The following is a 25,976-nucleotide window of genomic DNA, read 5'->3' as shown; positions in this document are numbered from 1 at the left end:
AGGCTCACTGTTCGACTCCGTACAGCGACAGCAGGTTCTTCATCCGCGTCGCGGCCACCGCCGGGTCCGGGAACAATCCCAACCCGTCGGCCAGTTCGTACGCGCGGGCGAAGTGCGGGAGCGAGCGCGCCGACTGCAGTCCGCCGACCATCGTGAAGTGGGACTGGTGGCCGGCGAGCCAGGCCAGGAAGACCACGCCCGTCTTATAGAAGCGGGTCGGGGCCTGGAAGAGGTGGCGGGACAACTCGACGGTGGGGTCGAGGAGTTCGCGGAATCCCTTCACGTCACCCGTGTCGAGGACGCGTACCGCTTCCGCCGCCAACGGGCCCAGAGGGTCGAAGATGCCGAGAAGCGCGTGGCTGAATCCCTGCTCGTCGCCCGCGATCAGCTCGGGGTAGTTGAAGTCGTCGCCCGTGTAGCAGCGGACCCCCTTCGGCAGACGGCGGCGCAGGTCGATCTCGCGCTGGGCGTCCAGGAGGGAGACCTTGATGCCGTCGACCTTGTCGGGGTGCGCGGCGATGACCTCCAGGAAGGTGTCGGTGGCCGCGTCCAGGTCGGACGAGCCCCAGTAACCCTCCAGCGCCGGGTCGAACATCGGGCCCAGCCAGTGCAGGATCACCGGCTCGGACGCCTGGCGCAGCAGATGGCCGTAGACCTCGAGGTAGTCCTCGGGTCCGCGGGCCACCGCCGCCAGCGCCCGCGACGCCATGAGGATCGCCTGCGCGCCCGTCCCCTCCACGAGCGCGAGCTGCTCCTCGTACGCCGCCTGGACCTCAGCCAGGGAACCGGCGGCCAGCTGGTCCGTGCCCACCCCGCAAGCGATCAGCCCGCCGACGGCCTTGGCCTCGGCGGCCGAACGGCGGATCAGCTCCGCCGCCCCGTCCCAGTCGAGCCCCATCCCCCGCTGAGCCGTGTCCATCGCCTCCGCGACCCCGAGCCCGTGCGACCACAGGTGCCGCCGGAAGGCGAGGGTGGCGTCCCAGTCGACGGCGGCGGGAGAGTCGGGGGACACGTCGGCGTACGGGTCCGCGACCACATGCGCCGCCGAGAAGACCGTACGAGAGGTGAAGGGTGCGCCCGTGGAGAGGGCGAGCGGTTCCGTACGCGGGGTGTAGGCACGCAACTCCCCACCCGCATCCGGCAGTTGAATGGTGACCGTCACAGCGAAATCTCCGGCACGTCGAAACGGCGGCCCTCGGCCGAGGACTTCAGCCCCAGCTCGGCGAGCTGAACCCCACGAGCGCCCGCCAGCAGATCCCAGTGGTACGGCGCATCGGCGTACACATGCTTGAGGAACAGCTCCCACTGCGCCTTGAAGCCGTTGTCGAACTCGGCGTTGTCGGGGACCTCCTGCCACTGGTCGCGGAAGACTTCGGTGGCGGGGATGTCCGGGTTCCACACCGGCTTGGGGGTCGAACTGCGGTGCTGGACACGGCAGTTGCGCAGACCGGCGACCGCCGAGCCCTCCGTCCCGTCGACCTGGAACTCCACGAGTTCGTCGCGGTTGACGCGTACGGTCCAGGAGGAGTTGATCTGCGCGATGGCGCCGTTCTCGAGCTCGAAGATGCCGTACGCGGCGTCGTCGGCCGTCGCGGCGTACGGCTTGCCCTGCTCGTCCCAGCGCTGCGGGATGTGGGTCGCGGTCAGCGCCTGTACGGACTTGACGCGGCCGAACAGCTCGTGGAGTACGTACTCCCAGTGCGGGAACATGTCGACGACGATGCCGCCGCCGTCCTCGGCACGGTAGTTCCAGGAGGGGCGCTGGGCGGGCTGCCAGTCGCCCTCGAAGACCCAGTAGCCGAACTCGCCGCGGATGGACAGGATCCGCCCGAAGAAGCCGCCCTCGATGAGGCGCTTCAGCTTGAGCAGGCCGGGCAGGAACAGCTTGTCCTGGACGACGCCGTGCTTAATGCCCTTGTCCGCGGCCAGCCGGGCCAGCTCCAGGGCGCCCTCGAGCCCGGTCGCGGTCGGCTTCTCGGTGTAGATGTGCTTTCCGGCCTCGATGGCCTTCTTGATGGCGTCCTCGCGGGCGGAGGTGACCTGTGCGTCGAAGTAGATGTCGATGGCCGGGTCGTCGAGTACGGCGTCGAGGCTGGTGGACCAGTGCTCGAGTCCGTGCTGGTCGGCGAGCGCCTTCAGAGCGTGCTCACGGCGGCCGACCAGCACGGGCTCGGGCCACAGCACGGTGCCGTCGCCGAGATCGAGGCCGCCCTGTTCGCGCAGGGCGAGGATGGAGCGGACGAGATGCTGGCGGTAGCCCATGCGTCCCGTCACACCGTTCATCGCGATGCGCACCGTCTTGCGTGTCACGTCATTCCCTTCGTACGCGTCCTGCGCCGCGTACGCCCCACAGTGAACAGGTGAGCGTTGCAGCAAGCGCTTTCTATGTGTGAAGAAGCTAACCTCTGTGCGGCGGATCGGACAACCCCGCGCGGTGATGAGATATGCGACGTAGATCCCTGACCGGAGGACGATAGATGACCGTGACCCTGGCGGACGTGGCGGCTCGCGCGCAGGTCTCGCCCGCCACCGTGTCCCGTGTGCTGAACGGCAACTATCCCGTGGCGGCGACGACGCGGGACCGGGTGCTGCGGGCCGTGGACGAGCTGGACTACGTATTGAACGGCCCGGCGAGCGCGCTGGCCGCCGCCACCTCCGACCTGGTCGGCATCCTCGTCAACGACATCGCCGACCCCTTCTTCGGGATCATGGCGGCGGCGATCCAGTCCGAGATCGGCGGGCCGGGCGGGCGCGCGGGCGGGGAACGGCTGGGGGTCGTCTGCAATACGGGCGGCTCGCCGGAGCGCGAGCTCACCTACCTCACGCTTCTTCAGCGGCAGCGGGCCGCCGCGGTCGTACTGACCGGGGGTGCCGTCGAGAACACCGCGCATGCGGCGGCCGTCGCGACGAAGCTGCGCAAGCTGGCGGATGCGGGGACGCGGGTGGTGTTGTGCGGGCGGCCGCCCGCGCCTGCTGACACCGAGGCGGTGGCGTTGACGTTCGACAACCGTGGCGGCGGGCAGGAGTTGACCGAGCATCTGATCGGGCTCGGGCATCGGCGGATGGGGTATATCGCGGGGCCCGAGGAGCGGACGACGACGCGGCATCGGCTCGAAGGTCACCGGGCTGCGCTGGCCGCGTACGGTATCGCCGACGATCCCGCGTGGACCGTCCACGGGCGCTACGACCGCCGGGCGGGTTACGAGGCGACCCTCGAACTCCTGCGGCGGGAGCCGTCGTTGACGGCTGTTGTCGCCGCCAACGACACGGTGGCGCTGGGCGCTTGTGCCGCGCTTCGGGACTCGGGGCTCCGTATCCCGGACGACGTGTCCGTCGTCGGGTTCGATGACCTGCCGTTCAGCGTTGATGCGGTGCCTGCGCTGACGACTGTGCGGTTGCCGTTGTCGGAGGCGGGGGCCCGGGCGGGGCGGATCGCTATGGGGCGGGAGGAGGCGCCGGACGGGGGGATTGTGACGGTGCGGGGGGAGTTGATGGTGCGGGGGTCGACGGGGGTCCCCAAGGGTTGAGGTTGTCTTTTGGCTGCGAGTCCGTTGCGGGTGGTCGCAATTCCCCATACCCACCCCTTCCCGAAACTGAGGGCTGCGCCCCCAGGCCCCGCTGCCTCCGGCGGGTGGGCGCCTCCGCGGGTGGGTGGGTTCGTGGCGGGCGGGTGCCTACCGGGGTGGGGGGTGACAGTCGTGTCGCGGCCGCGGGTGCATCGTGGCTGGTCGCGCAGTTCCCCGCGCCCCTAAAGGCAAAAGCCTGCGACTGCCCGCACCCCGACGAGCAAGCGAACCGGAAAGCCCGGCCCCGGAAGGCGCCCGCACCCGAGCAGCCCGCAGCCGGGAAGGCGCCCGCACCCCGAGCAAGCCCGTGCCCGGAAGGCGCCCGCGCCCCGAGTAAGCCCGCGGCCCGGAAAGCCCGCCCGGAGGGAGCCCGCACCCCCATGCCCCCGCAGCCGCCCACGGCGGCAAGGGGACGGGGCGGGGGTGTGCGCCCGCAGCGGCCGGCGCGCCAACACCGACACCCCCTACCAGCCAACAGCAACGCGCGCCGGTCCGAGGACGGACACCCCCGACGCGGCCCCGCACCCACCACAAACCCCAGGGGCGCGAGGCTGTGACATATGCGGCTCCGCCGCGTGGGCGCGAGCAACCACGACGGACCGGTAGTCGCCCATGAACCGAACCCCCACCACCCTGGGCGACCCATGGACGCGGAGCCGTCGTCGGCCTAACCTCGGACTGGCGATATCTCTGACTGAGTCAACCATCCGAGGTCGGGCTATGACCATCCAGGACATCCGCTCGTTCAACCGGTTCTATACAAACGTCATCGGCGCGCTGGACTACAGCCGCCAGCTGTACGCCCCGTACACCCTCACCGAGGCCCGCGTGCTGTACGAGCTCGCGCACGCGCCCCGCACAGACGCCGCCGACCTGCGCACCGAACTGTCCCTGGACGCCGGCTACTTGAGCCGCATCCTGGCGAAGTTCGAGCAGGACGGCCTGATCGAACGCGCGCCGTCCGAGAAGGACACGCGGCGGCGACACGTCACGCTCACCGCGCGCGGGCGCGAGGCGGCCGACCTGCTCGACGAGCGGTCGCAGGAAGCGGTCGGGTCGTTGCTGGCGACGGTTCCGGCGGACGAGCGGCCCCGGCTCGTAGAGGCGATGCGCACGATCCGGGACGTGCTGTCCGCCGGGCGGGCACCGCGCCGCGAGGACATCGTCCTGCGCGACCCCGGCCCCGGCGACCTCGGCTGGATCGTGCAGCGCAACGCCGCGCTGTACGCCGCCGAACACGGGTTCAACACGGACTACGAGGGCCTGGTCGCCCGGATCGTCGCGGACTTCGCGGAGGATCACGACCCGCACCTGGAACGGGTATGGATCGCAGAGCTGGACGGCCGCGCAGTGGGCTGCGTGATGTGCGTACGAGACGAGGCACCGGGCGCGGCACGCCTACGGCTCCTCCTCGTCGAACCGGACGCCCGCGGCCTCGGCATCGGCGACCAACTCGTACGCGCCTGCATCGAGTTCGCCCGCGGCGTCGGCTACCGCGAAATGGTCCTGTGGACAAACGACGTACTGACCTCGGCCCGCCGCATCTACCAGCGCCACGGCTTCGTCCTCCTAGCCGAGAAACCGCACCGCTCCTTCGGCGTAGACCTGGTCGGCCAGGACTGGCGCCTGGACCTGCACAGCGGTCAGGACTGACCCTGCCCAGCACGCGGAGCCAAAAGGTAAGGTCCGCAGCATGAAGCTGGCGTTCTCCACTCTCGGCGTCCCCGGACTCCCCATCCCCGACGTGGTGCGGCTCGCGGCCGCCCACGGCTACCACGGCGTCGAGCTACGCGCGCACCCCGAGGAGCCGGTCCACCCCGGCATAGACCTGAGCCGCCGGGCCGACGTGGCCGCCGAGTTCAAGGCGGCCGGCGTCGAGATCCTGGGCCTCGCGGGATACGCACGCGTAGCCGCGCCGGGCGAGGACGGCCCCGTACTCGAGCAGATCCGCGAACTCCTAGAGCTGGCCCGCGACTTGGGCGCCCCCTACATCCGCGTCTTCCCCGGCGGCGGCACCGACCAGAGCCCCGAGGAAGCCGACGCGACGGCCGCGCGGCGACTGGGCACAGCAGCGGAGTACGCCGCCGATCTCGGCGTACGCATCCTCCTGGAGACTCACGACTCCCACCGCACCGGCGCGGACGCCATCCGCGTCCTCGGCCTCGTAGGCCACCCCCGCGTCGGCGCCCTCTGGGACGTCATGCACACCTGGCTAGGCGGCGAACAACCCGGCTCCACGTACGTCGCCCTCTCCCCCTACCTCGGCTACGTCCAGGTCAAGGACATCGCCTCGTCGGACGACACCACCCCGCTACCGCTCGGCTCAGGAGTCCTCCCCCTCACCGAGTGCGTAGAACTCCTCTCCCGCGAGGGCTGGGACGGCTGGCTCTGCTGGGAGTACGAGAAGCGCTGGTACGACTCGGCCGCGCCGCTTGAGGGCTTGCTGGGGGCGGGCCGGGAGCACCTTTCCCGGTTGCTGAACGAGTCAGCCTGAGCCTGGGCGGCCCCGGGCTCGGACCACCCCCTCCGCCCGGCCCAAAACAGCGCCGCAGGAACCTCCTCGGGCCCAGTGGCGCGTTTCCGTACCAATTTTTGGGAATCGGGCCGATCCGGGGAACCCATCCCCGCCACCCTCCGTCCAACGCGCAGGCTGCCGGATGAGTCTCCGCTGTGCGGTGTCGGCCCTCGCTGCTGGCTGCGATCGCTGACCTACCCTCTCCAACCGCCTGCGGCCGGCAGCCATGCCGTCATCGGCGCGCCCCCCTCCAACAGCGCCGATGACGGCCCCTCTTGGGGGGGGCACAGCTCCGCTGAAGGCACAGTTGAACCCGCGGGTTCGTTGTGGCTGGGCGCGCAGTTCCCCGCGCCCCTTACGGGGCGCGATACCGCACCGGACTTTTCCAGCGCCCCTTGGAGCCGTTCACCAAGAGTGTTCGTTGCGCGCGCCCTTGACTGGCAGAAAGTTCCCAGCTATCCGTGACTTCTTGGAAGTTTCCTTCATGCTCGCCCCTCCACGGGTCCTTGGGCCCTCTCCGGAAGGAGCGCACGTGTACGAACGTACGAGGAAGTCCGGTACCTCCAGACGTACGCTGCTTGCCGTCACGGCGGGCACCGCGGCGGCCGTCGCCGTCGGGCAGGCTCCCGCCCGGGCGGACGACCGCGATCGGCGGCTGCGCGCCCTCATCTCCCGTATGACCCTCGAAGAGAAGGTCGGGCAGCTCTTCGTGATGCGGGTGTACGGGCACTCAGCCACCGCGCCCGACCAGGCCGACATCGACGCGAATCTCGAGGAGATCGGTGTACGGACTGCCGCCGAGCTGATCGCCAAGTATCACGTGGGCGGGATCATCTACTTCGCCTGGGCGCACAACACCCGTGATCCGCACCAGATCGCGGATCTGAGCAATGGGATCCAGCGGGCCTCGCTCGGGAAGCCCCGCGGGCTGCCCGTTCTCATCTCCACCGATCAGGAGCACGGCATCGTCGCCCGCGTGGGCAAGCCTGCGACCCTCCTCCCGGGTGCGATGGCGCTCGGTGCCGGTGGGTCGCGGTCGGATGCCCGCCGGGCCGGGCAGATCGGCGGGGCGGAGCTGCGCGCGATGGGCGTCCGGCAGGACTACGCGCCGGTCGCCGACGTGAATGTGAACCCGGCCAATCCGGTCATCGGTGTACGTTCCTTCGGCGCCGATCCGCGGGCCGTGGCCGTTCTCGTCGCCGCCCAGGTGAAGGGCTACCAGAGTGCGTCGGTGGCCGCCACGGCCAAGCACTTTCCGGGGCACGGGGACACCGAGACCGACAGCCACTACGGGTTCCCGGTCATCGAGCACACCGAGGCTCAGTGGGCCGAGCTGGACGCGCCGCCCTTCCGGGCCGCGATCGCCGCCGGGATCGACTCGATCATGACCGCGCACATCATGGTTCCGGCACTCGATCCCTCCGGCGACCCGGCCACGCTCTCCCGCCCGATCCTCACTGGCATCCTGCGCGAACGGCTCGGCTACGACGGGGTCGTGGTGACCGACTCCCTCGGCATGGAGGGCGTCCGCACGAAGTACGGCGACGACCGGGTGCCGGTGCTCGCCCTCAAGGCCGGTGTCGACCAGTTGCTCAACCCGCCGAAGCTGGACGTCGCCTGGAACGCGGTCCTGGCGGCCGTACGTGGTGGCGAGCTGACCGAGGCCCGCCTCGACGAGTCGATCCTGCGCGTCCTCCGGCTGAAGGCGAAGTTGGGGCTGCTGAAGGACCCGTACGTCTCGCACCGCGGCGTAGACCGCGTCGTCGGCATCACGGCGCATCTCAGGGCGGCCGACAAGATCGCCGACGGTACGACGACGCTGCTGGTCAACTCGGGCGGACTGTTGCCGCTTTCGCGCCGTACGCATCGCAATGTGCTCGTCGTCGGCGCCGATCCCGCCTCGCCGTCCGGGACCACCGGGCCGCCGACGACCGTCCTCGCGGGCGCGCTCACGGAGCTGGGCTTCACCGCCACCGCGCTCTCCACCGGTACGGCACCCTCCGCGGCGGTCATCGCGCAGGCCGTGGCGGCGGCGCGGGACGCGGACGCCGTGGTCGTCGGCACGTACAACGTCACGGCGACCAGCTCGCAGAAGACCCTCGTCGGCGAGCTGCTCGCGACCGGCCGCCCGGTGGTCGCGGTGGCCATCCGCAACCCGTACGACGTTGCCCAACTGACCGCCGTCCAGGCCTACTTGGCGACGTACTCATGGACCGACGTCGAGCTGCGCGCCGCCGCCAGAGTGATCGCAGGCCGTATCGAACCGGAGGGCAGGCTGCCGGTGCCCGTGCAGCGGGCGGACGATCCGGATCAGGTGCTGTATCCGATCGGGCACGGGCTGCGCTACTAGCTCGCAGTCGCACAACGGATCGGGCTACCAGACCCTAGTCCGACATTGAACGACCTACGGCTGTACAGTCCGCCGTACGCCACGTACGCCGCACACCCGGCGCACCGCCCCCAAAAGACGCAAAGCATCCTGCACGTCTGGCGTGGGCCGCGGTGGCGGGTCACGCTGGGCGGGGGTATCGGGGGGAGCGTCATGCACAAGGCACGGTGTGGGTGGGTGGTGTGCGCGCTGCTGGTGCTGGTGGCGGCGCTCACCGGGTGCGATCGTCTTTCGGGATCCGCGGATTCCGGGGAGGGCCGACTCGGCGAGAGTGGCGAGAGCGGGCGGGTGACGCCGACGCGGACCGCCGGGTACGGGGCGGAGTTCCTCGGGGTGGACGAGTGCAGTTCGTTCGGGCGCACGTCGTTCACCGAGGTGGCGTGCAGCAGTGAGCGGGCGGCGGCGCGGGTCGTGGCGCGCCATGACGGCAAGCAGAGCGAAGGTCCGCCGTGCCCTGCCACCACGGACTTCGTGCTGCACATCAGCGAACAGAAACCGTCCGCGGACGAGGACGGCGACGGCGCGGTCCCCCAGGGCTACGCCTGTATGCGCAATCTGCAGAAGCCGCACCCCGGCGACCCGGGCGGCGGCGGAGGCCCGCGCACGATCGTCGGCGACTGCGTCTACAGCGCCGGCAAGGGCGAGGTCCGCGAGACGGCCTGCGACGGCAAGGGCGAGAAGTCGCCCGAATACAAGGTCACTTCGGCGGTCGAGAAGCGCACCGAGTGTCCCGGGTCGACCGCCCTGTACGTCCGGCTCGGCGGGCCGAAGCCGGTGGGCTGCGCCCGCCCGCTGTGATCAACGGACGGGCGCAGCAAGGAAGTTACGGCAGTAAGAGCAGTTACGGCTTTACGGCCGCAGCTGGCGCTCCGCGCTGTGCTTGTCCAGCTTCCTGTCGTACTTGGCCAGCGGCTTCGCCTTCGCCGGGTCGTCCTGGACCGTGGCGGAGGCGACGCCCGCCCACTTCAGGATGCGGGCCGTGGCGAGGGCCTTCTCGTCGGCGACGAGTCCTGCGACGTTGGCGCCGTGGTTCGCGCCGGGGGCCGTGAAGATGTACGAGTCACGGGCGCCCTTGCCCAGGTGGAACGGCTCGGAGCCCCACGGGTCGTTCTCGCCGTACACGAACAGCATCTGCTTGGCGTTGTGCTTGACCCAGGTGTCGACGTCGCGCATCGCCCACGGCTGGAACTTCATGGAGATGTCGCGCGGCACGAAGTTCCGCGGCGGCTGGTAGCCGTAGCGGATCAGCCCCGGCTCGATGTGCGGGAACTCGATGTCCGGCGCCCCGAGTTGCGTACCCGCCTGGTAGTAGTACGGCGTGTACTGCTCCAGGCCCTGGTCGGCGTAGGCGGAGAAGCCGACGATCGTGTCGATCGTGCTCCACAGCTCGTCGTCGGTGGCCTTCGCGGCGTCGGCCGGGATCGCGTCGCAGTCGCCGAGCAGGCTGTACTGCCAGAAGCCCCACACATAGTCGAGTACGACGGCCTCGTACGCCTTGTCCATGCTGCCGATGGTCTTGAAGGTCAGACCCTCCGCGGCGGCGTACTCCTCGTAGCGCTTCTCCAACTTCTCGCGGCGTACGAGCGCTTCGCGCTGCACGGCGTTCAGCTTGTCGCGGCACTCCTTGGTGCCGACGCCCGCGAAGAAGCGGTCGTACGCCGAATCCTCCTTGTTCACCACGTCGTTGGGGGCGACGTACGCGACGACGCCGTCCATGTCACGCGGGTAGAAGCGCTCGTAGTACGTGGCGGTCATGCCGCCCTTCGAACCGCCCGTGGAGAGCCACTTCTTGTCGTAGACCTTCTTCAGCGCCTTGAAGATACGGTGCTGGTCGCTGGCGGCCTGCCAGATGTCGAGCTTGGACCAGTCGGCCGGGTCGGGGCGGGACGGAGTGAAGAAGCGGTACTCCATCGAGATCTGGTTGCCGTCCACGATCTGGGTCGGCTCGCTGCGGCGCGGTGTCGTCGAGACGTTGTAGCCGCTGGTGAAGAACACCGTCGGGCGGGCCGTGTCCTTGTGCAGCACCGTGATGCGCTGCTTGAACGTGCCCTTGGACGGGTGCCGGTGGTCGATCGGCTGGGTGTAGTTGAGGACGAAGTAGCGGTAGCCGGTGTAGGGCTTCTCCTCGATCAGGCTCATGCCCGGTATCGCGAGGAGGCGGTCCTTTATATCCGCGTTGTCGTCCGTTATGGCACTGGCGCGGGTGCCGGTGGCCTCCGGCTGCGCGGCGGTGGCCGCGCCGGCCGTGCTCAGGGTGCCTATAAGCACCACGAGCGACAGCAGCCATCTGAGCGTCTTGCGCATGCACACTCCCCTGGAGAACACAGATGTCCGCCGGAACTTATCTGAGCAACTCCGTTGAGACCAGGGGATGTTGGGTGCATTACGGACAGTTCTGAGCCGGGGCGCGGTTTACAGGCGGATCCAGCCCGAGCTCACCGACGCCGAACCCACCGTTCCCTTCACCAGTACGCGGCGGTGACCCACATGTGCCGTCACCGGGCCCGCATGGTGCCGGAACAAGCCCTTGTTCACGGCCGGTCGGGCGCGCCAGGCCCGGACGCTTACGGACATGTAGGTGCGGGCGCCCTCCCTCTTACGGAGGGTCAGCGCGCAGACGTAGCCGTCCTTCTTGTAGATCTGGAGGGATCCGGTGGAGAAGGGCAGCGTGCGGACCTTGCGGCCGGAGCAGGGGGATGCCGCCTCCGCGGTGGCCGTGCCGGGGCCCGCGAGCGACAGAAGTCCGGCAGCGGTCAGTACAGCCACAGCGAGCGCCATATGGCGGCGTATCGCGCTCTTGTCCACTGTTGTTCCTCCCGCAGCAATCGGCGTACTCCGTCTACGGACGCAAGGCGTAGGCCGTCTGGTTGCGTTGGGGGAGAAAGCCGGGAGAAACGCTACTTCACTGCGGCAGCGGGGCCGTTACGGGCTCCCCCAGGAACATCTGCCACAACTCGGCGTACCGTCCGCCGCGTTCGAGCAGTTCCTCGTGGGTGCCGTCCTCCGCGACCCGGCCGTGGTCCATGACCACGACGCGGTCCGCGCGGGCCGCCGTGGTCAGGCGGTGGGCGACCACGAGTGTGGTGCGGCGGCCTGCGATGCGGTCGGTGGCCTGGTTGACCTGGGCTTCAGTGGCCAGGTCGAGGGCGGCGGTGGCCTCGTCGAGGAGGAGGATGTCGGGGTCGACGAGTTCGGCGCGGGCGAGGGCGATCAACTGGCGTTGCCCGGCGGAGAGGTTGCGGCCGCGTTCGGCGACCTCGTGGAGGTAGCCGCCGTCGAGCGTGGCGATCATGTCGTGCGCGCCGACCGCGCGGGCGGCGGCCTCCACCTCGGCGTCGGTGGCGTCGGGGCGGCCGTACGCGATGGCATCCCGGACCGTGCCCTGGAAGAGGTACGCCTCCTGGGGGACGACGCCGAGACGGTGCCGGTACGAGGTGAGGTCCAGCGCGCGCAGGTCCGTGCCGTCGACGGTGACCCGTCCGCTCGTCGGGTCGTAGAACCGGGCGACCAGTTTGACCAGCGTCGACTTGCCCGCGCCGGTCTCCCCGACGAAGGCAACCGTCTGTCCGGCGGGGATGTGCAACTGCACGCCGCTCAGGGCCTCTTCGTCGTCCTTGTACGCGAAGTCGACGTTCTCGAAGGCGATCTCGCCCCGCAGTGACGGGACGTCGAGCGCCTTGTCGGCGGCCTTGGTGGAGGTCGGCTCCTGGAGGAGTTCCTGGACGCGGCCCAGCGAGACGCTCGCCTGCTGGTAGCCGTCGAAGACCTGCGAGAGCTGCTGCACGGGCGCGAAGAACAGGTCGATGTAGAGCAGATACGCGACCAGCGCACCGGTGGTGAGCGTCCCCGCGTCGATCCGCCCAGCGCCCACGATGATCACCGCGGCCGCCGCGACCGACGACAGGAACTGCACGAAGGGGAAGTAGACCGAGATCAGCCACTGACCCCGGATACGCGCCTTGCGATAGCTGTCGCTGCCCGCCGTGAACCGCTCCCGGCCGCCGCGCTCACGCCGGAACGCCTGCACGATCCGCAGCCCGGCCACCGACTCCTGAAGGTCGGCGTTCACCACGGACACGCGCTCACGGGCGAGTTCGTACGCCTTCACACTCGACCGGCGGAAGAAGACGGTGCCGATGATCAGCGGCGGCAGCGTCGCGAAGACGACCAGCGCCAGCTGAATGTCGATCACGAACAGCGCGACCATGATGCCGAAGAAGGTGACGACGGAGACGAAAGCGGTGACGAGTCCCGTCTGCAGGAACGTCGACAGGGCGTCCACGTCGGTCGTCATCCGGGTCATGATCCGGCCCGTCAACTCCCGCTCGTAGTAGTCGAGTCCGAGCCGCTGGAGCTGCGCGAAGATCTTCAGCCGGAGCGCGTACAGGACCCTCTCCCCCGTACGTCCGGTCATGCGGATCTCACCGGTCTGCGCCGCCCACTGGACGATCACGGTGAGCAGGGCCAGCAGGGACGCCGTCCACACGGCGCCCTCGGCAACCTTGCTGACACCGTCGTCGATTCCGTTCCGGATCATGACCGGCAGCAGCAGGCCCATGCCCGCGTCGACGGCGACGAGGCCGAGGCTGACGAGAAGGGGGAGCCCGAAGCCTCGGAGCAGTCTGCGGAGCCCGTACGACTCTTCCGGGGTGACCGCCCGCGCCTCGTCGATGTCGGGCTTGTCGTTCGCCGGGGGCAAGGCCTCGACCTGGGCGAGGAGTTCGGGTGTCGCGGGCATCCCGTCCATGGCGGCGTCCCGGGGCTCACGGTCGCCGGTCCACAGCTTGGGAGTGATGCCGCGCTCGGCGTCGAACTCGGCGTCCAGTTCGTCCCGTACGGACGTGTCCTCGACCGGGCAGGCGGGCTGGGTGTGCCCGGGCGAGACGCCGCCCAGCTCGTCCGGGTCGGTGAGCAGCCGCCGGTACAGGGGCGAGCGCTGCTGGAGTTCGTCGTGCGTACCGATGTCGGCGAGCCGTCCGCCGTCGAGGACGGCGATGCGGTCGGCGAGGTTGAGCGTGGAACGGCGGTGGGCGATGAGCAGGGTCGTACGACCCTCCATCACATGCTTCAGCGCCTCATGGATCTCGTGCTCCACGCGGGCGTCCACGGCCGAGGTCGCGTCGTCGAGGACCAGCAGGCGTGGGTCGGTGAGGATCGCGCGGGCGAGGGCGACGCGCTGGCGCTGCCCGCCGGAGAGGGTCAGGCCCTGTTCGCCGACCTTGGTGTCGTACCCGTCCGGCAGTTCGGCGATGAACCGGTCCGCCTGCGCGGCACGCGCCGCGGTGACGATCTCCTCCTGGGTGGCGTCGGGGCGGCCGTACGCGATATTGGCGCGCACGGTGTCCGAGAAGAGGAAGGAGTCCTCGGGGACGAGCCCGATCGCGGCGCGCAGTGATTCGAGGGTCAGCTCGCGCACATCGTGGCCGCCGACGAGGACGGCGCCGCGCGTGACGTCGTAGAAGCGCGGGAGGAGCAGGGAGACGGTGGACTTGCCGGAGCCTGAGGAGCCGACGACGGCGAGGGTTTCGCCCGGGCGGATCTCGAAGCTGAGGCCGTCGAGAACGGGTTGAGAGGAGTCGGCGTACCCGAAGCTCACATCGTCGAACTCGACGGTCGCGGGCGCGTCGGCCGGCAGCGGCTTCGTGCCGTCCTCGATGGACGGCTTGGTGTCGATCAGCTCAAGCACGCGCTCGGCACCGGCGCGGGCCTGCTGCCCGACGGTGAGCACCATGGCGAGCATGCGCACGGGTCCGACGAGCTGGGCGAGGTACGTCGAGAAGGCGACGAACGTACCGAGCGTGATGTGCCCTCGTACGGCGAGCCAGCCGCCCAGCGCGAGCATCGCGACCTGACCGAGTGCGGGCACGGCCTGCAGTGCCGGGGTGTAGCGGGCGTTGAGCTTGATGGTCCGCAGCCGCCCCGCGAAGAGCCGCCGCCCGACCTCCCGCAGCTTCCCGGTCTCCTGGTCCTCCTGCCCGAACCCCTTCACCACGCGTACGCCGCTGACGGCGCCGTCGACGACTCCCGCGACGGCGGCGGCCTGACCCTGCGCGTACCAGGTGGCGGGGTGCAGCCGGCTGCTGCTGTGCTTGGCGATGAACCACAGGGCAGGGGCGACGGCCAGCGCGACGCCGGTGAGCGGCAGGGACAGCGAGGCCATGATCCCGAGGGAGATCAGGAAGAGCAGTACGTTCCCGATGGTCATCGGGAGCATGAACAGCAGGCTCTGGATCAGCTGGAGGTCACTGGTCGCCCTGCCGACGACCTGCCCGGTCGACAGCTCGTCCTGGCGCCGCCCGTCGAGGCGGGTGATCGCCTTGTACATGTCGGTGCGCAGGTCGTGCTGGACGTCGAGGGCGAGTCGGCCGCCGTAGTAGCGCCGGATGTAGGTGAAGACGTAGACGAGGAGGGCTGCGCCGATGAGGGCGCCCGCCCACGGGGCCATGTCCCGGGTCTTGTCCCCGATGACGTCATCGATGATCACCTTGGTGACGAGCGGGACCAGCGCCATGACCGCCATACCGGCGAGCGAGGAGCCGAGCGCGAGCACGACGTCCTTCGGATACCGCCATGCGTATCCGGCGAGCCGCCGTGCCCAGCCGCTCGACTCCCCCTGTTGCGCTGCCAACGCCGGTGCCTCCCGTAGGTCCGTTGGATCTGGATCTTGAGATCCCTAGATCCCTAGATCCCTAGATCCTTGTCCGCCGGAAGGCACCAACGCGATCGGAACCGGATTTCATCCCTCCGCAACACTCGGAGGCAAATCAGATGCGGATCAGACGCGAATCGGAGGCGAAATGGTCAGAGGCGTACGCGCAGGGAGTAGAAGCGGGTGATCTGCGCGTCGTTCTGGTTGTCGTCGCTGGCCAGGAGGACCTTGAGGCGGCCGTGGCGGTGGCCGGTGATCGTCATGGCCTCGATGTTGTCGAGGAGGGGGTTGGGCTGGGGCTGCTTGGCGGTGGCGCCGAGGGTGGGGCAGTTCACGAGATCGGCGAGGAGGGTTTTCTTGATCAGGCGTACGCCGTCTTGGCCGGTCAGGTTCTCGATGCCGCCGGTGTCCGTGGCGCGGCGGAGGTCGGCGGCGTAGAGGCGGACCGTGTTGCCGACACCCGAGGTGAAGCCGCGTTCCAGGACGAGGAGACGGCCGTCCGGGGTCGCGGTGGTCTCGACGACGCCGAGGCCGGTGTCCGCGCGGTAGCCGTACTGGGCCGCGAGGCGGAAGTCCTTCGAGCCGTGCCGGTTCCAGGTCTGGAAGCGGACGATGCCCGCCGTGTCACCGGAGAGGGAGCCCTCCATGCCGGCCAGCAGGGTGCGGCCGCCGTTGCGGAAGGTCAGGGCCTCGAAGGTCTGGTTGGTGGCGGCTCGTCCGGCGGGGGCGACGCGCAGGTCGTCCGGCACGGGGAGCCGTCCCAGGAGCGCCCCGTCCGGCCCGTACCGCCGAACCGCCGGCTCCCCCTCGGACGACACAAGCCGCGTACCGTCCCGGTCGATGACCAGGCCCTCGGAGTCGAGCGCGGCCTTGTTCTCGTCGGCGAGCGCGACGACGGAGCGGGGCGCGAGCGTCTTCGGGTCCAGGGTGAAGAGGGACGACCGGTCCGAGAGGGCGGCGAGCTTGCCGTCCCGGTCGACGGCGAGCGCGGAGAAGTTACCGACGAAGGTGCCCTCGTACGTCGTCTTGTCGAGGGCGTCGGAGAAGCCGTCGATGGATACGGAGGGGGAGCAGGCGTTCCGCGGCGGGGCTCCGACGGCGGCTGCGGCTGCGGCGGGTCCGGCGGCGGTGAGGCAGGTGGCCGCGGTCAGGCCGGCGGTAAGGGTCGCGAGTACGGATCTCAAGCGCATGGGATCACCGTAGGGCGGGGGTGGTGGAGGGAGAGCGTACGGGCCGTTAATTCCGGGCCGGAGTTTCCGGGAGACGGCCTTCCGGCGGAGGCGATCACGCTCATCCCTCGAGGGCCATTGCCATGACGAGTTTCGCGACGATGGGTGCCGGGATACGGGTGGTGTCGATCAGCTCTGCTTCCTCGCGTAGCCAGAGGAGTGCCTGGTCATAGTCCTCGAGATGGTCCAGCCGCCATCCGCGGGCGTCGGCGCCCTCCGGGTCGGTGTCGTTCTGGATGCGCTCGACCAGCGTGTTGTGGTCGGTGTGGAGGACGAAGTGCCGTAAGGGAATGCCCGCTTGGGTCAGCCCCGTACGGATCTCGCGCCAGTACGGCTTCTCCAGCACGGTCTGCGTGACGACCAGCGTGCCGCCCACATAGTCGAGCACCTGACGCGCGGTCTCCACCACCAGCCCACGCCACGGCGGAAGGTCCTGGAACTCCCGCGGCTTTCCAAGGACGTGCCAGAGCATGTACCCGACCTGCTCGGCGTCGAAGAGTCTGGAGTCCGGGAGGATGGTGGTGAGTTCCCTCGCGGTCGTGGTCTTGCCGACCCCGAAGGCACCGTTCAGCCAGATGATCACGACGCCACCGCCACCGCCGGCGTCGCAGTCACGGTGGGCGGCGCTGGGATCCCGGCGTCGAGGCCCTCGCAGAGCCCGCGGGCAGGCCGGGATATCCGGTGAGTCATCGAGTCTTTCCGTCCTCTTGAGTACGTACGAGCGCACCTCGGCGCACTGGTCTCTCGACTCACCGGAGTGGCTGGGGGTTGTACGGGCGTTCCCGGAAAGGGAGTTGGAAGACCCCCTCGGCGGAGCCCACCGGGGGACATACACTCCCCGGATGACCAGCGACCTTCTGCGTCTCACCGTTCTGGGGTCTGCGACGCCCTATGCGAGCGTGGACAACCCGTGCTCCGGGTACCTCGTGTCCGGCGGCGGTACTCGAGTCTGGGTGGACGCGGGCAGCGGGACGCTGGCGGAGCTGCAGCGGCATGCCGGGCTCGATGAGGTGGACGCGATTTGGATCTCGCACCTGCATGCCGATCACAGCGCGGACCTGCTCACCGCCTACTACGCGGCGCTCTACGCGGATATCCAGCTTGCCGCGCCCATCCCCCTGTACGGACCGCCCGGAATCGCTGACCGGTTGGCTCACTTCCTCACCAACGGCTCGACGCGCAGCCCGGTCGAGCGCGCCTTCGCCGTCCATGAGCTGGTTGACGGGCATCAGGCGCGCGTCGGCTCGCTCACGATGACCAGCCGGGCAGTGGCGCACGGCATGCCGGCCTTCGCCGTGCGCATCGAGGCCGAGGGCCGCTCGCTGGTCTACTCCGGCGACACTGCACCGTGCGCGAACCTCACGGAACTGGCCGAAGGATGCGACGTGTTGCTGTGCGAAGCCGAGAGCGCCCAGGCGCCGACCGAGGGCGAACAGGTGCACCACACGCCCGAAGACGCCGGCGACACGGCCGACGCAGCCCGAGCACGCCGGTTGATCGTCACCCACGTCGGCCGATTCCTCACCCCGCAACAGGCGGTGGCACGCGCCTCGGCCCGCTTCGACGGCCCCGTTGACTATGCCGCCCCCGGCACCACCTTCTCGGTCGGCTAGCCCGCAACCGCCTGGGCCGTTCGACAAGACGGCCCGCCTTCGAACCGCGCTGCGGCTCGACGCCGGTGAGCCGTCAGTGGGCCGACACCGTGGTGGCGGGCGCGGGGACCCCTCCCGGGCACCCGCCTATAGAACGGGTCCATGACCACATCGGAAACATCGGCCCGTCGCCGTACGGCCAGGCTGTCCGCAGCGCGCGGTGCGGCGGGAACCGTCTGCGCCCTCCTGGTCCTCTCCGCCGCGCTGACCGGCTGCGGCTCCGACTCGGGTGACGACAAGGGGGCGCCCGCGTCAGCCGAATCGTCGCCTTCGACTGAACCGTCGACCGCCTCGCCCACGCCCACGAAGCCCTCCGCTTCACCGTCGCCGACCCCGGTGAAGCCGATGAAGCCGTCGTCACCGGCCGAGTTGCAGGCGTGTGCGGACGGAAGCTGCACGGTCGTCGTGAAGAAGGGGACCGAGCTCCCGCGTGCCGAGAGCCTTCGGGCGGGTCCGTTCGCGGTGACCGCCGTCAGTGCCGAGGGCGTGGACCTGAGATCGGTCGACGCGACAGGATTCGCCTCCAACCTGCTCGGACAGCACCCCGACCAGGGCGGCCCCTCCACCGTCAACGAGTTGTCAATCGAGGTCCTCGCCATCGCGGGCGACACCGCGAAGCTACGGCTGTTCCCCGCGAAGTAGTGCGGATCGCCCGCAGGTCGGGCAATCAGCCGGTCTGGGGGCGCCCCCAGCGGTAGCTGGGGGAGTTTGAGGACCGGGGGTCCGGGGGCCAGCCCCCGAACGGGGTCCGGGGCGGAGCCCGGTGGGGGTCCGGGGCGCAGCCCCGTGGGGGTCCGGGGCGCAGCCCCGTGGGGGTCCGGGGCGCAGCCCCGTGGGGGTCCGGGGCGCAGCCCCAGTGGGGTCCGGGGCACAGCCCCGAGGGGATCCGGGGCACAGCCCCGAGGGGGTCCGGGGCACAGCCCCAGCGGGGTCCAGGGGCGGAGCCCCTTGGTATGGGACGGGGTAAGGGCGGCGGGGGCGAGGTCGGCACCCGTACGACGCCATCGCCTGGTCCGGATCCTGGCGAAGGCGCCGGACGGGTTGCCGCCTGGGCCCTGGGACGATCTTCGCGGGGGTCGAGTACCCCAGTCAATCCTGGGGTTTTCTCACATACCCCAAGGTGTAGCTTGGGTGCCCGTGACGTTGGACGACCTGCGTGTGTTCGTGGCCGTATGCCGGGCGGGAAGCCTCAGTGCTGTGGCCCGGGAGCTGACCTGTACTCAGTCGGCTGTCAGCCAGCACGTGAAGCGGCTGGAGCGGGAGACCGGACTGAGCCTGCTGGAGCGTCAGCCGCGCGGAGTCGTACCCACGGCGGCCGGGCGCATCCTGTGCGATGCCGCCGCCGACGGCATCGCGGGGCTCGATCTCGCGCTGCGCCGCCTCGGCGAGCTGGTGAACGGTGACAGCGGTTCGGTCCGGATCACCACCGGCGGCACGACCGTACGGCACTTCATGGCCGAGGCGATCGTCGCGTTCCGCAGGCGTTACCCCAGGGCGAACCTGGAGTTCCAGACCGAGACCTCCAGCCGCAGCTGCTTCGACGCCCTCCTGGCCAGCAACCTCGATCTGGCCTGGATCACAATCGGCGACCCGGTGCGCGGCATCGAGCAGCGCCCCGTACTCGACCTGCCCTGGGTGCTCGCCATCCAGGCCGACGACCCGCTCGCGACCCGGTCGCGCATCGACGCCCCCGACCTGTCGGACATCCGCCTCGTCCGGCTTCCGCCGAACTCCACCTCGGGCGCCCATCTGGACGCGGCCTTCGCCGAGTTGGGCATCCGGGTCGGCTCGGACACGAGTGTCGCCGACTGGGATACGGCTCTGCTGCTCGCCGAACTCGGCCTGGGGCACGCCGTCGTACCCGCCGTACCGGGTCTGCCGACGCCCGAGGACGGACCACTGCGGCTCGTCCCCATTCCGGCGCTGCCGCCGCTGTCGGTCGGCTGGGCCGTACGCCGCTGGGACGCGCTCCCGCCCCTCGCCCGCGCCTTCGCCGACATCGTCACCCGCAGCTGTGCGGCATCCCCGTACCGCCAGGACCCGACGGCCGTCAACTAGAGCAAACCCTCAGCCAGTTGGGGAAAACCCGCGCAAAGCCCGCGCACCCCGCGGCTCTACGGGAACGTCACACAACCGCCCCTTCCCGGTTACACGGCGGACCCCTCCCCCGTGCCACTCTCGCGATTGACCAAGTGGTCAACACGCGTAGAGCAGAGGCACCTTGAGCCGGACACCGCGTTCCACGCGTGCAGTCCCCGGGAAAGGGCACCCCCCATGTCCGTTACGCAGACAGGCACCAGCCGGGCGACCGGCAGTCGAATACGCGGCTGGAAGCCGCTCGCGATGACCGCCGCCGCTGTACTCGTCGGCCTCACCCTGCCGACCGCCGCCGCGAGCCCCGCCGTGGCCACCACCGACGCGTACGACGACACGTACTACCAGGACGCGATCGGCAAGACGGGCCCGGCGCTCAAGGACTCGCTGCACACGATCATCAGCGACCAGACCAGGATCTCGTACTCCGCGGTCTGGAACGCCCTCAAGGCCACGGACCAGGACCCGAACAACAGCAACAACGTGATCCTGCTCTACAGCGGCACCTCCCGCAGCAAGTCCCTCAACGGCGGCGACACCGGCGACTGGAACCGCGAGCACGTCTGGGCCCAGTCCCACGGCGACTTCGGCACCTCGGCCGGCCCCGGCACCGACCTGCACCACCTGCGCCCCGAGGACGTACGGATCAACAGCATCCGCGGCAACAAGGACTTCGACAACGGCGGCAGCGCGGTCAGCGGGGCGTCCGGCAACTTCACCGACTCGAACTCCTTCGAGCCCCGCGACTCCGTCAAGGGCGACGTGGCCCGCATGATCCTCTACATGGCCGTCCGTTACGAGGGCGACGACAGCTGGGCGGATCTGGAGCCCAACGACTCGGTGTCCAACGGCAGTTCCCCGTACCACGGCCGCCTCTCGGTCCTGAAGCAGTGGAACGACGAGGACCCGCCGAGCGCCTTCGAGGAGAACCGCAACGAGATCATCTACGACACGTACCAGCACAACCGCAACCCGTTCATCGACCACCCGGAGTGGGTGGAGGCGATCTGGTAGCGCACCCGCACGTGAACCGGTGGCGCACCCACACGCACTCCGGTAGCCCACTGCACAGAGGCGTGAACTCCCCGTGTTCAGCGGGGAGTTCAGTTCCAGCCAAGGTCCGTGGGTGAACAAAAAATGTCGTCCGGCCACACAACCGGTGAAGCGCCATCCGGGTCCCAGTCCATGAATGCGCGTCCAACGCGCTGAACGGACCGACTCGAAAGGCTCATGCATGTCCCGAGCACGACGCAGGACCCCCACCGCCCGGCTGGCCGCTCCCGTGGCCGCCGCGGCGCTGCTCGCCGGAGGGATCGGCACCCTGACCCTCACCGGGGCCTCCGCCCACGCCGCGCCCGCCGCCGCAGCGGCGGACGTGGACGTACAAGACGACTTAAACGGAGACGGCCACGCCGACCTGGTCACCGGCGCCCCGGGCGCCACGGTGTCCGGCAAGGCCAAGGCCGGCTACGTAGCCGTGACCTACGGCTCGCCCAGCGGCCTCTCCGCCGCCAACAAGAAGCTCATCAGCCGCTCCACCAGCGGAGTCCCCGGCTCGGCCACCGCCGACCAGCGCTTCGGATCCACGTTCGCCAAGGGCGACCTGGACGGCGACGGCTACGGCGACCTCGTGATCGCGGGCGGGACCGCGGGCTCCGTCATCCTGTGGGGCTCCCCCTCCGGCCTGACCGGCGGCACGAACATCGCCGGGTACGGGGCCACCCCGCAGGCCGGCGACTTCGACGGGGACGGCACTACGGACCTGGCCCTGTTCTCCAAGCGGCCCGTCGGCGGCGACGAACCCGAGGGTGCCCCGGCCGCTGTGTGGAAGGGCCCGATCTCCCGCGCCGGAACGCCCGCCGCCACCCTGAACATCCTCGACAAGTCGGAGTGGTGGGGCTGGAACGCGGACGACGCCTCCTGCGTCACCAACGGCGGCTGCGAGAACGGCCCCGACTCGATCACCGGCCCCGTCGTCTCCGGACAGGTCGGCGACGTCAACGGTGACGGCAAGGACGACATCGTCCAGTGGGTCTACGCCGGCGACGGCACCTGGGGCAACCGGCTGCTGTACGGCGGCGGCAGTTCGGGCTTCACCATCGGGTGGTCCCACGGAGAGACCGCGAGCGGCGACCAGCCGGGCACCGGCGTGGGTGACGTGAACGGCGACGGCTTCGACGATGTGGTGGTCGGCGCCGACGACTGGTCCGAACAGGTCCGTGTCGCCTACGGCTCGGCCTCCGGACTGGCCGACACCAAGTCCTTCGACCAGAGCCTGCCCGGCTTTTACGGCGCCCAGGAAGAGGGTGACCGCGTCGGCTCCGCGGTCTCGGTCGCCGACGTCACGGGCGACGGTTTCGCGGACATCGCGCTCGGCATCGCCGGCGAGGACTTCGGCGGCCTCACCGACGCCGGTTCGTTCGCCCTGGTCCCGGGCAGCGCCTCCGGCGTCACGGGCACAGGCACCCAGGTCTTCAACCAGAACACCGAGGGTGTGCCCGGAGTAGCCGAGGCGAACGACGCGTTCGGCGCGGCCACGGCGCTTGTGGACGTGGACGGCAACGGCCACCGCGATCTCGCCGTCGCCTCGACGGCGGAGAACGCCGCCGCCGGAGCGGTCTGGGTGCTGCGCGGCAACACGAGCGGCCTCACCACCACGTCGGCGTTCGCCTTCGGTCCCGGCACGCTGTCGGCACCGACCACGAACGCACTGTTCGGCTCGGACCTGCGCTGAGCGGCTGAGAAGCACGAGGCCCACGAGTGACCCAGGACCGGCGTCCGCGCCGCTCCTGGGTCACTTGTGTCTGAGCGCGAACCACAGCTCCATCCGTACGTCCGGATCGTCGACGTCCATGCCCAGCAGGGCCGCACACCGCGCGACCCGCTGCCGCACCGTGTTCCGGTGCACGGACAGGGCGACCGCCGTGCGGTCCCAACTGCCGTGCAGGGAAAGCCAGGTGCGGAGGGTCTCGGGGAGGGCCGGGTTCGTGGCGATCGGGTCGAGGAGCGTACGGGCGTGTGCCTCGGCCTCGGCCGGCGGGATCAGACCAGCCAGGCCGAGGCGTTCGCTGTGGCGAACCAGGGGTGTACGGGTGGCCCGCGCGCGAGCGAGCGCACGGGCAGCCTGCGTATCGCCGGTCGCCCATTCCTGCGGGCCGACGGCCGAACTGGCCCCGCACGCCCAGCCGGGCTGCGGCGCCGGCTCACGGTCAGCGGGCACGAGGACGCGTACGACGTCTCCGTCCATGTCCACGAGCGCCGAGCCGAGCGCCGCCCCCAGCGCGGACGCGCCGACGGCGTCCGGAGCGGCGGGGCCGTCTGGACACGCGTGCACCACGACCCACCGCTTCCCGCCCAGAAGAGGCGCCACGTCCTCGGGCGCGGCGCCCAACAGCAGTCGTACGAGAGCCGAGGAGCGAGCCGCGCCGGTGCCGCTCTGGTGCTCGCCGGTGAGGAGGGACAGGAGTACGGCGGCGACGGAGGCGATGGTGTGGTCACCGGGTTCACGCCGGGAGGCCGCCACTCCGAGCACGAACCTCTGCTCCGCACCGAGGGCGTACGCGGCGAGGTGGGTGCCGTCCACGGTGTCGGTGGCGGAGGAAGGGGCGGGCGTGGGCGTGGCACCGGAGCCCTCGACCGGCCGCACGATCGCCGCCAGCTCGGCCAGCGCACCACTCACTCCCGGCCCCAACTCCCGCCCTGCAAAGGCGACTTCCGCCCCGTCGGTCCCGTACAGCACCGCCCGGCCGCCCACGCGCTGAGCCAGTTGCCGCAGGACCGACGGCACCGGGTCCTGCCGGGAGGCCGCCGCGGCCAGGCTCTGCTGGGCCTCGGTCACCCGGCGCAGCTCCGCGTGCCGAGCCTGGGCCATGAGCTGCCAGACCGCCCGGGCCACGCCCGAGAAGGTGGTCTGCGGAGGGACCTCGACCAGCGGCAGCTCGTACGCCTCGCAGGCCGCGACCAGCGCCCGCGGCACCGTGTCGTGCACCGGCGCCACCCCGAAGCCGAGGGCCGCGCCGCGCGCCGCGACGATCCGGGAGACGTAGTCGTCGAAGTAGGTGCCTGAACCTGCCGCCTCGGGGATGTGCACGCCCGCCGTCAGCAGCAGCTCGCCGCCCAGCAGGTACGGGTACGGGTCGGCCATCTCCGAGGTGTGCGCCCAGTGGATGACGATGTCCGGATCGGTCGGCCCGGCGATCTGGCGGAGGGCGAGGTCCTCGCGGGCCAGGAGTGCCGCAAGTGGGACCGGTGGGGTGGGAGGGACGGCGGAGTCCGACATGGTGGACGTTCCCTCCACTCGAGGCGGCTCGAATGGATGAAACGTACACTTCGCAGTCGCTTTCCGGCCACCTAGTGTCGGTGCTCGTCACCCGCAGGCGACACCGAGTGAAGGAGGGCCCTGTGGCCGTCGACTACGCAGTGATCGTCGTCTATCTGGCAGGCATGCTGGCCATGGGCTGGTGGGGCATGCGCCGCGCCAAGTCGAAGAGCGAGTTCCTGGTGGCGGGCCGCCGCCTGGGCCCCACCATGTACTCCGGCACCATGGCCGCGATCGTCCTCGGCGGCGCATCCACCATCGGCGGCGTCGGCCTCGGCTACCAGTACGGCCTCTCCGGCGCCTGGATGGTCTTCACCATCGGCCTCGGGCTCCTGGCCCTGTCGGTCTTCTTCTCCGCCCGCATCGCCCGGCTCAAGGTCTACACCGTCTCCGAGATGCTCGATCTGCGCTACGGCGGCAGGGCCGGGGTCGTCTCCGGCGTCGTCATGTGGGCGTACACGCTGATGCTCGCGGTCACGTCCACCATCGCGTACGCCACGATCTTCGACGTCCTCTTCGACATGAACCGCACGGTCGCGATCGTCCTCGGCGGCTCGATCGTGGTCGCGTACTCGACGCTCGGCGGCATGTGGTCCATCACGCTGACGGACATGGTGCAGTTCGTGGTCAAGACGATCGGCGTACTGCTCCTGCTGCTCCCCATCGCGGTCGTCAAGGCGGGCGGCTTCGGCGCGATGAGGGACGAGTTGCCGACGTCGTACTTCGATCCGCTGGGCATCGGCGGCGAGACGATCTTCACGTACGTCCTCATCTACACGTTCGGCATGCTGATCGGGCAGGACATCTGGCAGCGCGTGTTCACCGCGCGCAGCGACCGGACCGCCAAGTGGGGCGGCACGATCGCGGGCACCTACTGCCTGGCGTACGCGCTCGCCGGCGCGGTCATCGGTACGGCGGCCAAGGTCCTCTACCCGAAGCTGGGCAGTGCGGACGACGCCTTCGCGACCATCGTCAAGGACGAACTCCCCATGGGTGTACGGGGGTTGGTGCTCGCCGCAGCGCTGGCCGCCGTGATGTCGACGTCCTCGGGCGCTCTCATCGCCTGCGCGACCGTCGCGAACAACGACATCTGGTCGCGGCTGCGAGGGGCCGTCCGGCCGTCCGAAGGGCAGCACGACGAGGTCAGGGGCAACAGGGCCTTCATCCTCATCATGGGCGTCGCCGTGATCTGTACCTCCATCGCGCTCAACAACGTCGTCGAGGCCCTGACCGTCGCGTACAACCTCCTCGTAGGCGGCCTCCTCATCCCCATCCTCGGCGGCCTGCTGTGGAGGCGCGGCACCGCCCAGGGCGCTCTGGCCTCCGTCGCGGTCGGCGGGCTCGCGGTCATCGCGCTGATGGCGACATACGGAATCCTCGCCAACGAGCCCATCTACTACGGGCTGCTGGCCTCGCTGGCCACGTACCTGATCGTGTCGCTGGCCACACCCGCGACCGACGCCGCCGTGCTTGGCGCCTGGCGCGAGCGGCTGGCGGGTCGGGCACCCGAACCCGTGTCCGAAGCGGTCCCGGCTCCCCAGTAGAGTCGGCCATGCAGTACAAA

General features: G+C 70.1%; 19 protein-coding genes. 11 read left to right on the top strand and 8 right to left on the bottom strand.

The window, feature by feature from the left end; genetic code table 11:
- Nucleotides 1-4: 4 nt before the first annotated feature.
- A complete protein-coding gene (locus tag ACQEVY_RS30240; protein ID WP_432952530.1) occupies nucleotides 5-1,162 on the bottom strand; it encodes a dihydrodipicolinate synthase family protein in 1,158 nt (385 codons plus the stop codon).
- Complete coding sequence (locus ACQEVY_RS30235) at nucleotides 1,159-2,310, bottom strand: Gfo/Idh/MocA family protein (protein WP_165341235.1); 1,152 nt, start codon at nucleotides 2,308-2,310, stop codon at nucleotides 1,159-1,161. Before ACQEVY_RS30235 ends, ACQEVY_RS30240 begins: the two co-directional genes overlap by 4 nt.
- A gap of 167 nt (nucleotides 2,311-2,477) precedes the next feature.
- Between ACQEVY_RS30235 and ACQEVY_RS30230 the strand changes: the two genes are divergently transcribed.
- The 5 genes from ACQEVY_RS30230 (at nucleotide 2,478) to ACQEVY_RS30210 (ending at nucleotide 9,268) form a co-directional block, all read left to right on the top strand.
- A complete protein-coding gene (locus tag ACQEVY_RS30230) occupies nucleotides 2,478-3,527 on the top strand; it encodes a LacI family DNA-binding transcriptional regulator (protein WP_432952529.1) in 1,050 nt (349 codons plus the stop codon).
- A 759-nt stretch (nucleotides 3,528-4,286) separates the two neighbouring features.
- Complete coding sequence (locus ACQEVY_RS30225) at nucleotides 4,287-5,219, top strand: bifunctional helix-turn-helix transcriptional regulator/GNAT family N-acetyltransferase (RefSeq protein WP_432952528.1); 933 nt, start codon at nucleotides 4,287-4,289, stop codon at nucleotides 5,217-5,219.
- Nucleotides 5,220-5,259: 40 nt separating this feature from the next.
- Nucleotides 5,260-6,060, top strand: coding sequence for a sugar phosphate isomerase/epimerase family protein (locus tag ACQEVY_RS30220; protein WP_432952527.1), 801 nt, complete (start codon nucleotides 5,260-5,262; stop codon nucleotides 6,058-6,060).
- A gap of 505 nt (nucleotides 6,061-6,565) precedes the next feature.
- Nucleotides 6,566-8,431, top strand: a complete 1,866-nt coding sequence (locus tag ACQEVY_RS30215) for a glycoside hydrolase family 3 protein (RefSeq protein ID WP_432952525.1) — start codon at nucleotides 6,566-6,568, stop codon at nucleotides 8,429-8,431.
- 192 nt (nucleotides 8,432-8,623) lie between these two features.
- The gene (locus ACQEVY_RS30210) at nucleotides 8,624-9,268 is read left to right on the top strand and encodes a hypothetical protein (RefSeq protein WP_432952524.1); all 645 of its coding nucleotides are present in this window, start codon (nucleotides 8,624-8,626) and stop codon (nucleotides 9,266-9,268) included.
- A 51-nt stretch (nucleotides 9,269-9,319) separates the two neighbouring features.
- On the opposite strand, the gene ACQEVY_RS30205 is transcribed toward ACQEVY_RS30210, so the two are convergent.
- The 5 genes from ACQEVY_RS30205 to ACQEVY_RS30185 all read right to left on the bottom strand — a co-directional run bounded on the left by ACQEVY_RS30205 (nucleotide 9,320) and on the right by ACQEVY_RS30185 (nucleotide 16,931).
- Complete coding sequence (locus ACQEVY_RS30205; protein ID WP_432952523.1) at nucleotides 9,320-10,774, bottom strand: S28 family serine protease; 1,455 nt, start codon at nucleotides 10,772-10,774, stop codon at nucleotides 9,320-9,322.
- Between the two features lie 108 nt (nucleotides 10,775-10,882).
- Nucleotides 10,883-11,275 (bottom strand): hypothetical protein, encoded by a 393-nt coding sequence (locus ACQEVY_RS30200; RefSeq protein WP_432952522.1) that lies wholly within the window; start codon nucleotides 11,273-11,275, stop codon nucleotides 10,883-10,885.
- 97 nt (nucleotides 11,276-11,372) lie between these two features.
- On the bottom strand, nucleotides 11,373-15,098 hold the full coding sequence (locus ACQEVY_RS30195; protein ID WP_432952521.1) for an ABC transporter ATP-binding protein: 3,726 nt from the start codon (nucleotides 15,096-15,098) through the stop codon (nucleotides 11,373-11,375).
- 173 nt (nucleotides 15,099-15,271) lie between these two features.
- Nucleotides 15,272-16,309, bottom strand: a complete 1,038-nt coding sequence (locus ACQEVY_RS30190; protein WP_432952520.1) for an esterase-like activity of phytase family protein — start codon at nucleotides 16,307-16,309, stop codon at nucleotides 15,272-15,274.
- A gap of 100 nt (nucleotides 16,310-16,409) precedes the next feature.
- A complete protein-coding gene (locus ACQEVY_RS30185) occupies nucleotides 16,410-16,931 on the bottom strand; it encodes an AAA family ATPase (RefSeq protein WP_432952519.1) in 522 nt (173 codons plus the stop codon).
- Between the two features lie 259 nt (nucleotides 16,932-17,190).
- On the opposite strand from ACQEVY_RS30185, the gene ACQEVY_RS30180 reads away from it, so the two are divergent.
- The 5 genes from ACQEVY_RS30180 (at nucleotide 17,191) to ACQEVY_RS30160 (ending at nucleotide 22,828) form a co-directional block, all read left to right on the top strand.
- The gene (locus ACQEVY_RS30180) at nucleotides 17,191-17,961 is read left to right on the top strand and encodes an MBL fold metallo-hydrolase (RefSeq protein WP_432952518.1); all 771 of its coding nucleotides are present in this window, start codon (nucleotides 17,191-17,193) and stop codon (nucleotides 17,959-17,961) included.
- A gap of 141 nt (nucleotides 17,962-18,102) precedes the next feature.
- A complete protein-coding gene (locus ACQEVY_RS30175; protein ID WP_432952517.1) occupies nucleotides 18,103-18,642 on the top strand; it encodes a hypothetical protein in 540 nt (179 codons plus the stop codon).
- Between the two features lie 495 nt (nucleotides 18,643-19,137).
- Nucleotides 19,138-20,058, top strand: a complete 921-nt coding sequence (locus ACQEVY_RS30170) for a LysR family transcriptional regulator (RefSeq protein ID WP_432955473.1) — start codon at nucleotides 19,138-19,140, stop codon at nucleotides 20,056-20,058.
- A 216-nt stretch (nucleotides 20,059-20,274) separates the two neighbouring features.
- A complete protein-coding gene (locus ACQEVY_RS30165; protein WP_432952516.1) occupies nucleotides 20,275-21,108 on the top strand; it encodes an endonuclease I family protein in 834 nt (277 codons plus the stop codon).
- A 220-nt stretch (nucleotides 21,109-21,328) separates the two neighbouring features.
- Entirely contained in the window at nucleotides 21,329-22,828 is a 1,500-nt protein-coding gene (locus ACQEVY_RS30160) for an FG-GAP repeat domain-containing protein (RefSeq protein WP_432952515.1), read from the top strand.
- Nucleotides 22,829-22,888: 60 nt separating this feature from the next.
- On the opposite strand, the gene ACQEVY_RS30155 is transcribed toward ACQEVY_RS30160, so the two are convergent.
- Nucleotides 22,889-24,373, bottom strand: a complete 1,485-nt coding sequence (locus tag ACQEVY_RS30155; protein ID WP_432952514.1) for a PucR family transcriptional regulator — start codon at nucleotides 24,371-24,373, stop codon at nucleotides 22,889-22,891.
- A gap of 122 nt (nucleotides 24,374-24,495) precedes the next feature.
- Between ACQEVY_RS30155 and ACQEVY_RS30150 the strand changes: the two genes are divergently transcribed.
- Nucleotides 24,496-25,956, top strand: a complete 1,461-nt coding sequence (locus ACQEVY_RS30150; RefSeq protein WP_432952513.1) for a sodium:solute symporter — start codon at nucleotides 24,496-24,498, stop codon at nucleotides 25,954-25,956.
- Nucleotides 25,957-25,976: the final 20 nt, after the last annotated feature.

The sequence above is a fragment of the Streptomyces sp. CA-288835 genome, assembly GCF_050936385.1.
Taxonomy (GTDB): Bacteria; Actinomycetota; Actinomycetes; order Streptomycetales; family Streptomycetaceae; genus Streptomyces.
The sequence above is the reverse complement of the archived record's forward strand: the minus strand, read 5'-3'. Positions and strand labels throughout refer to the sequence as shown.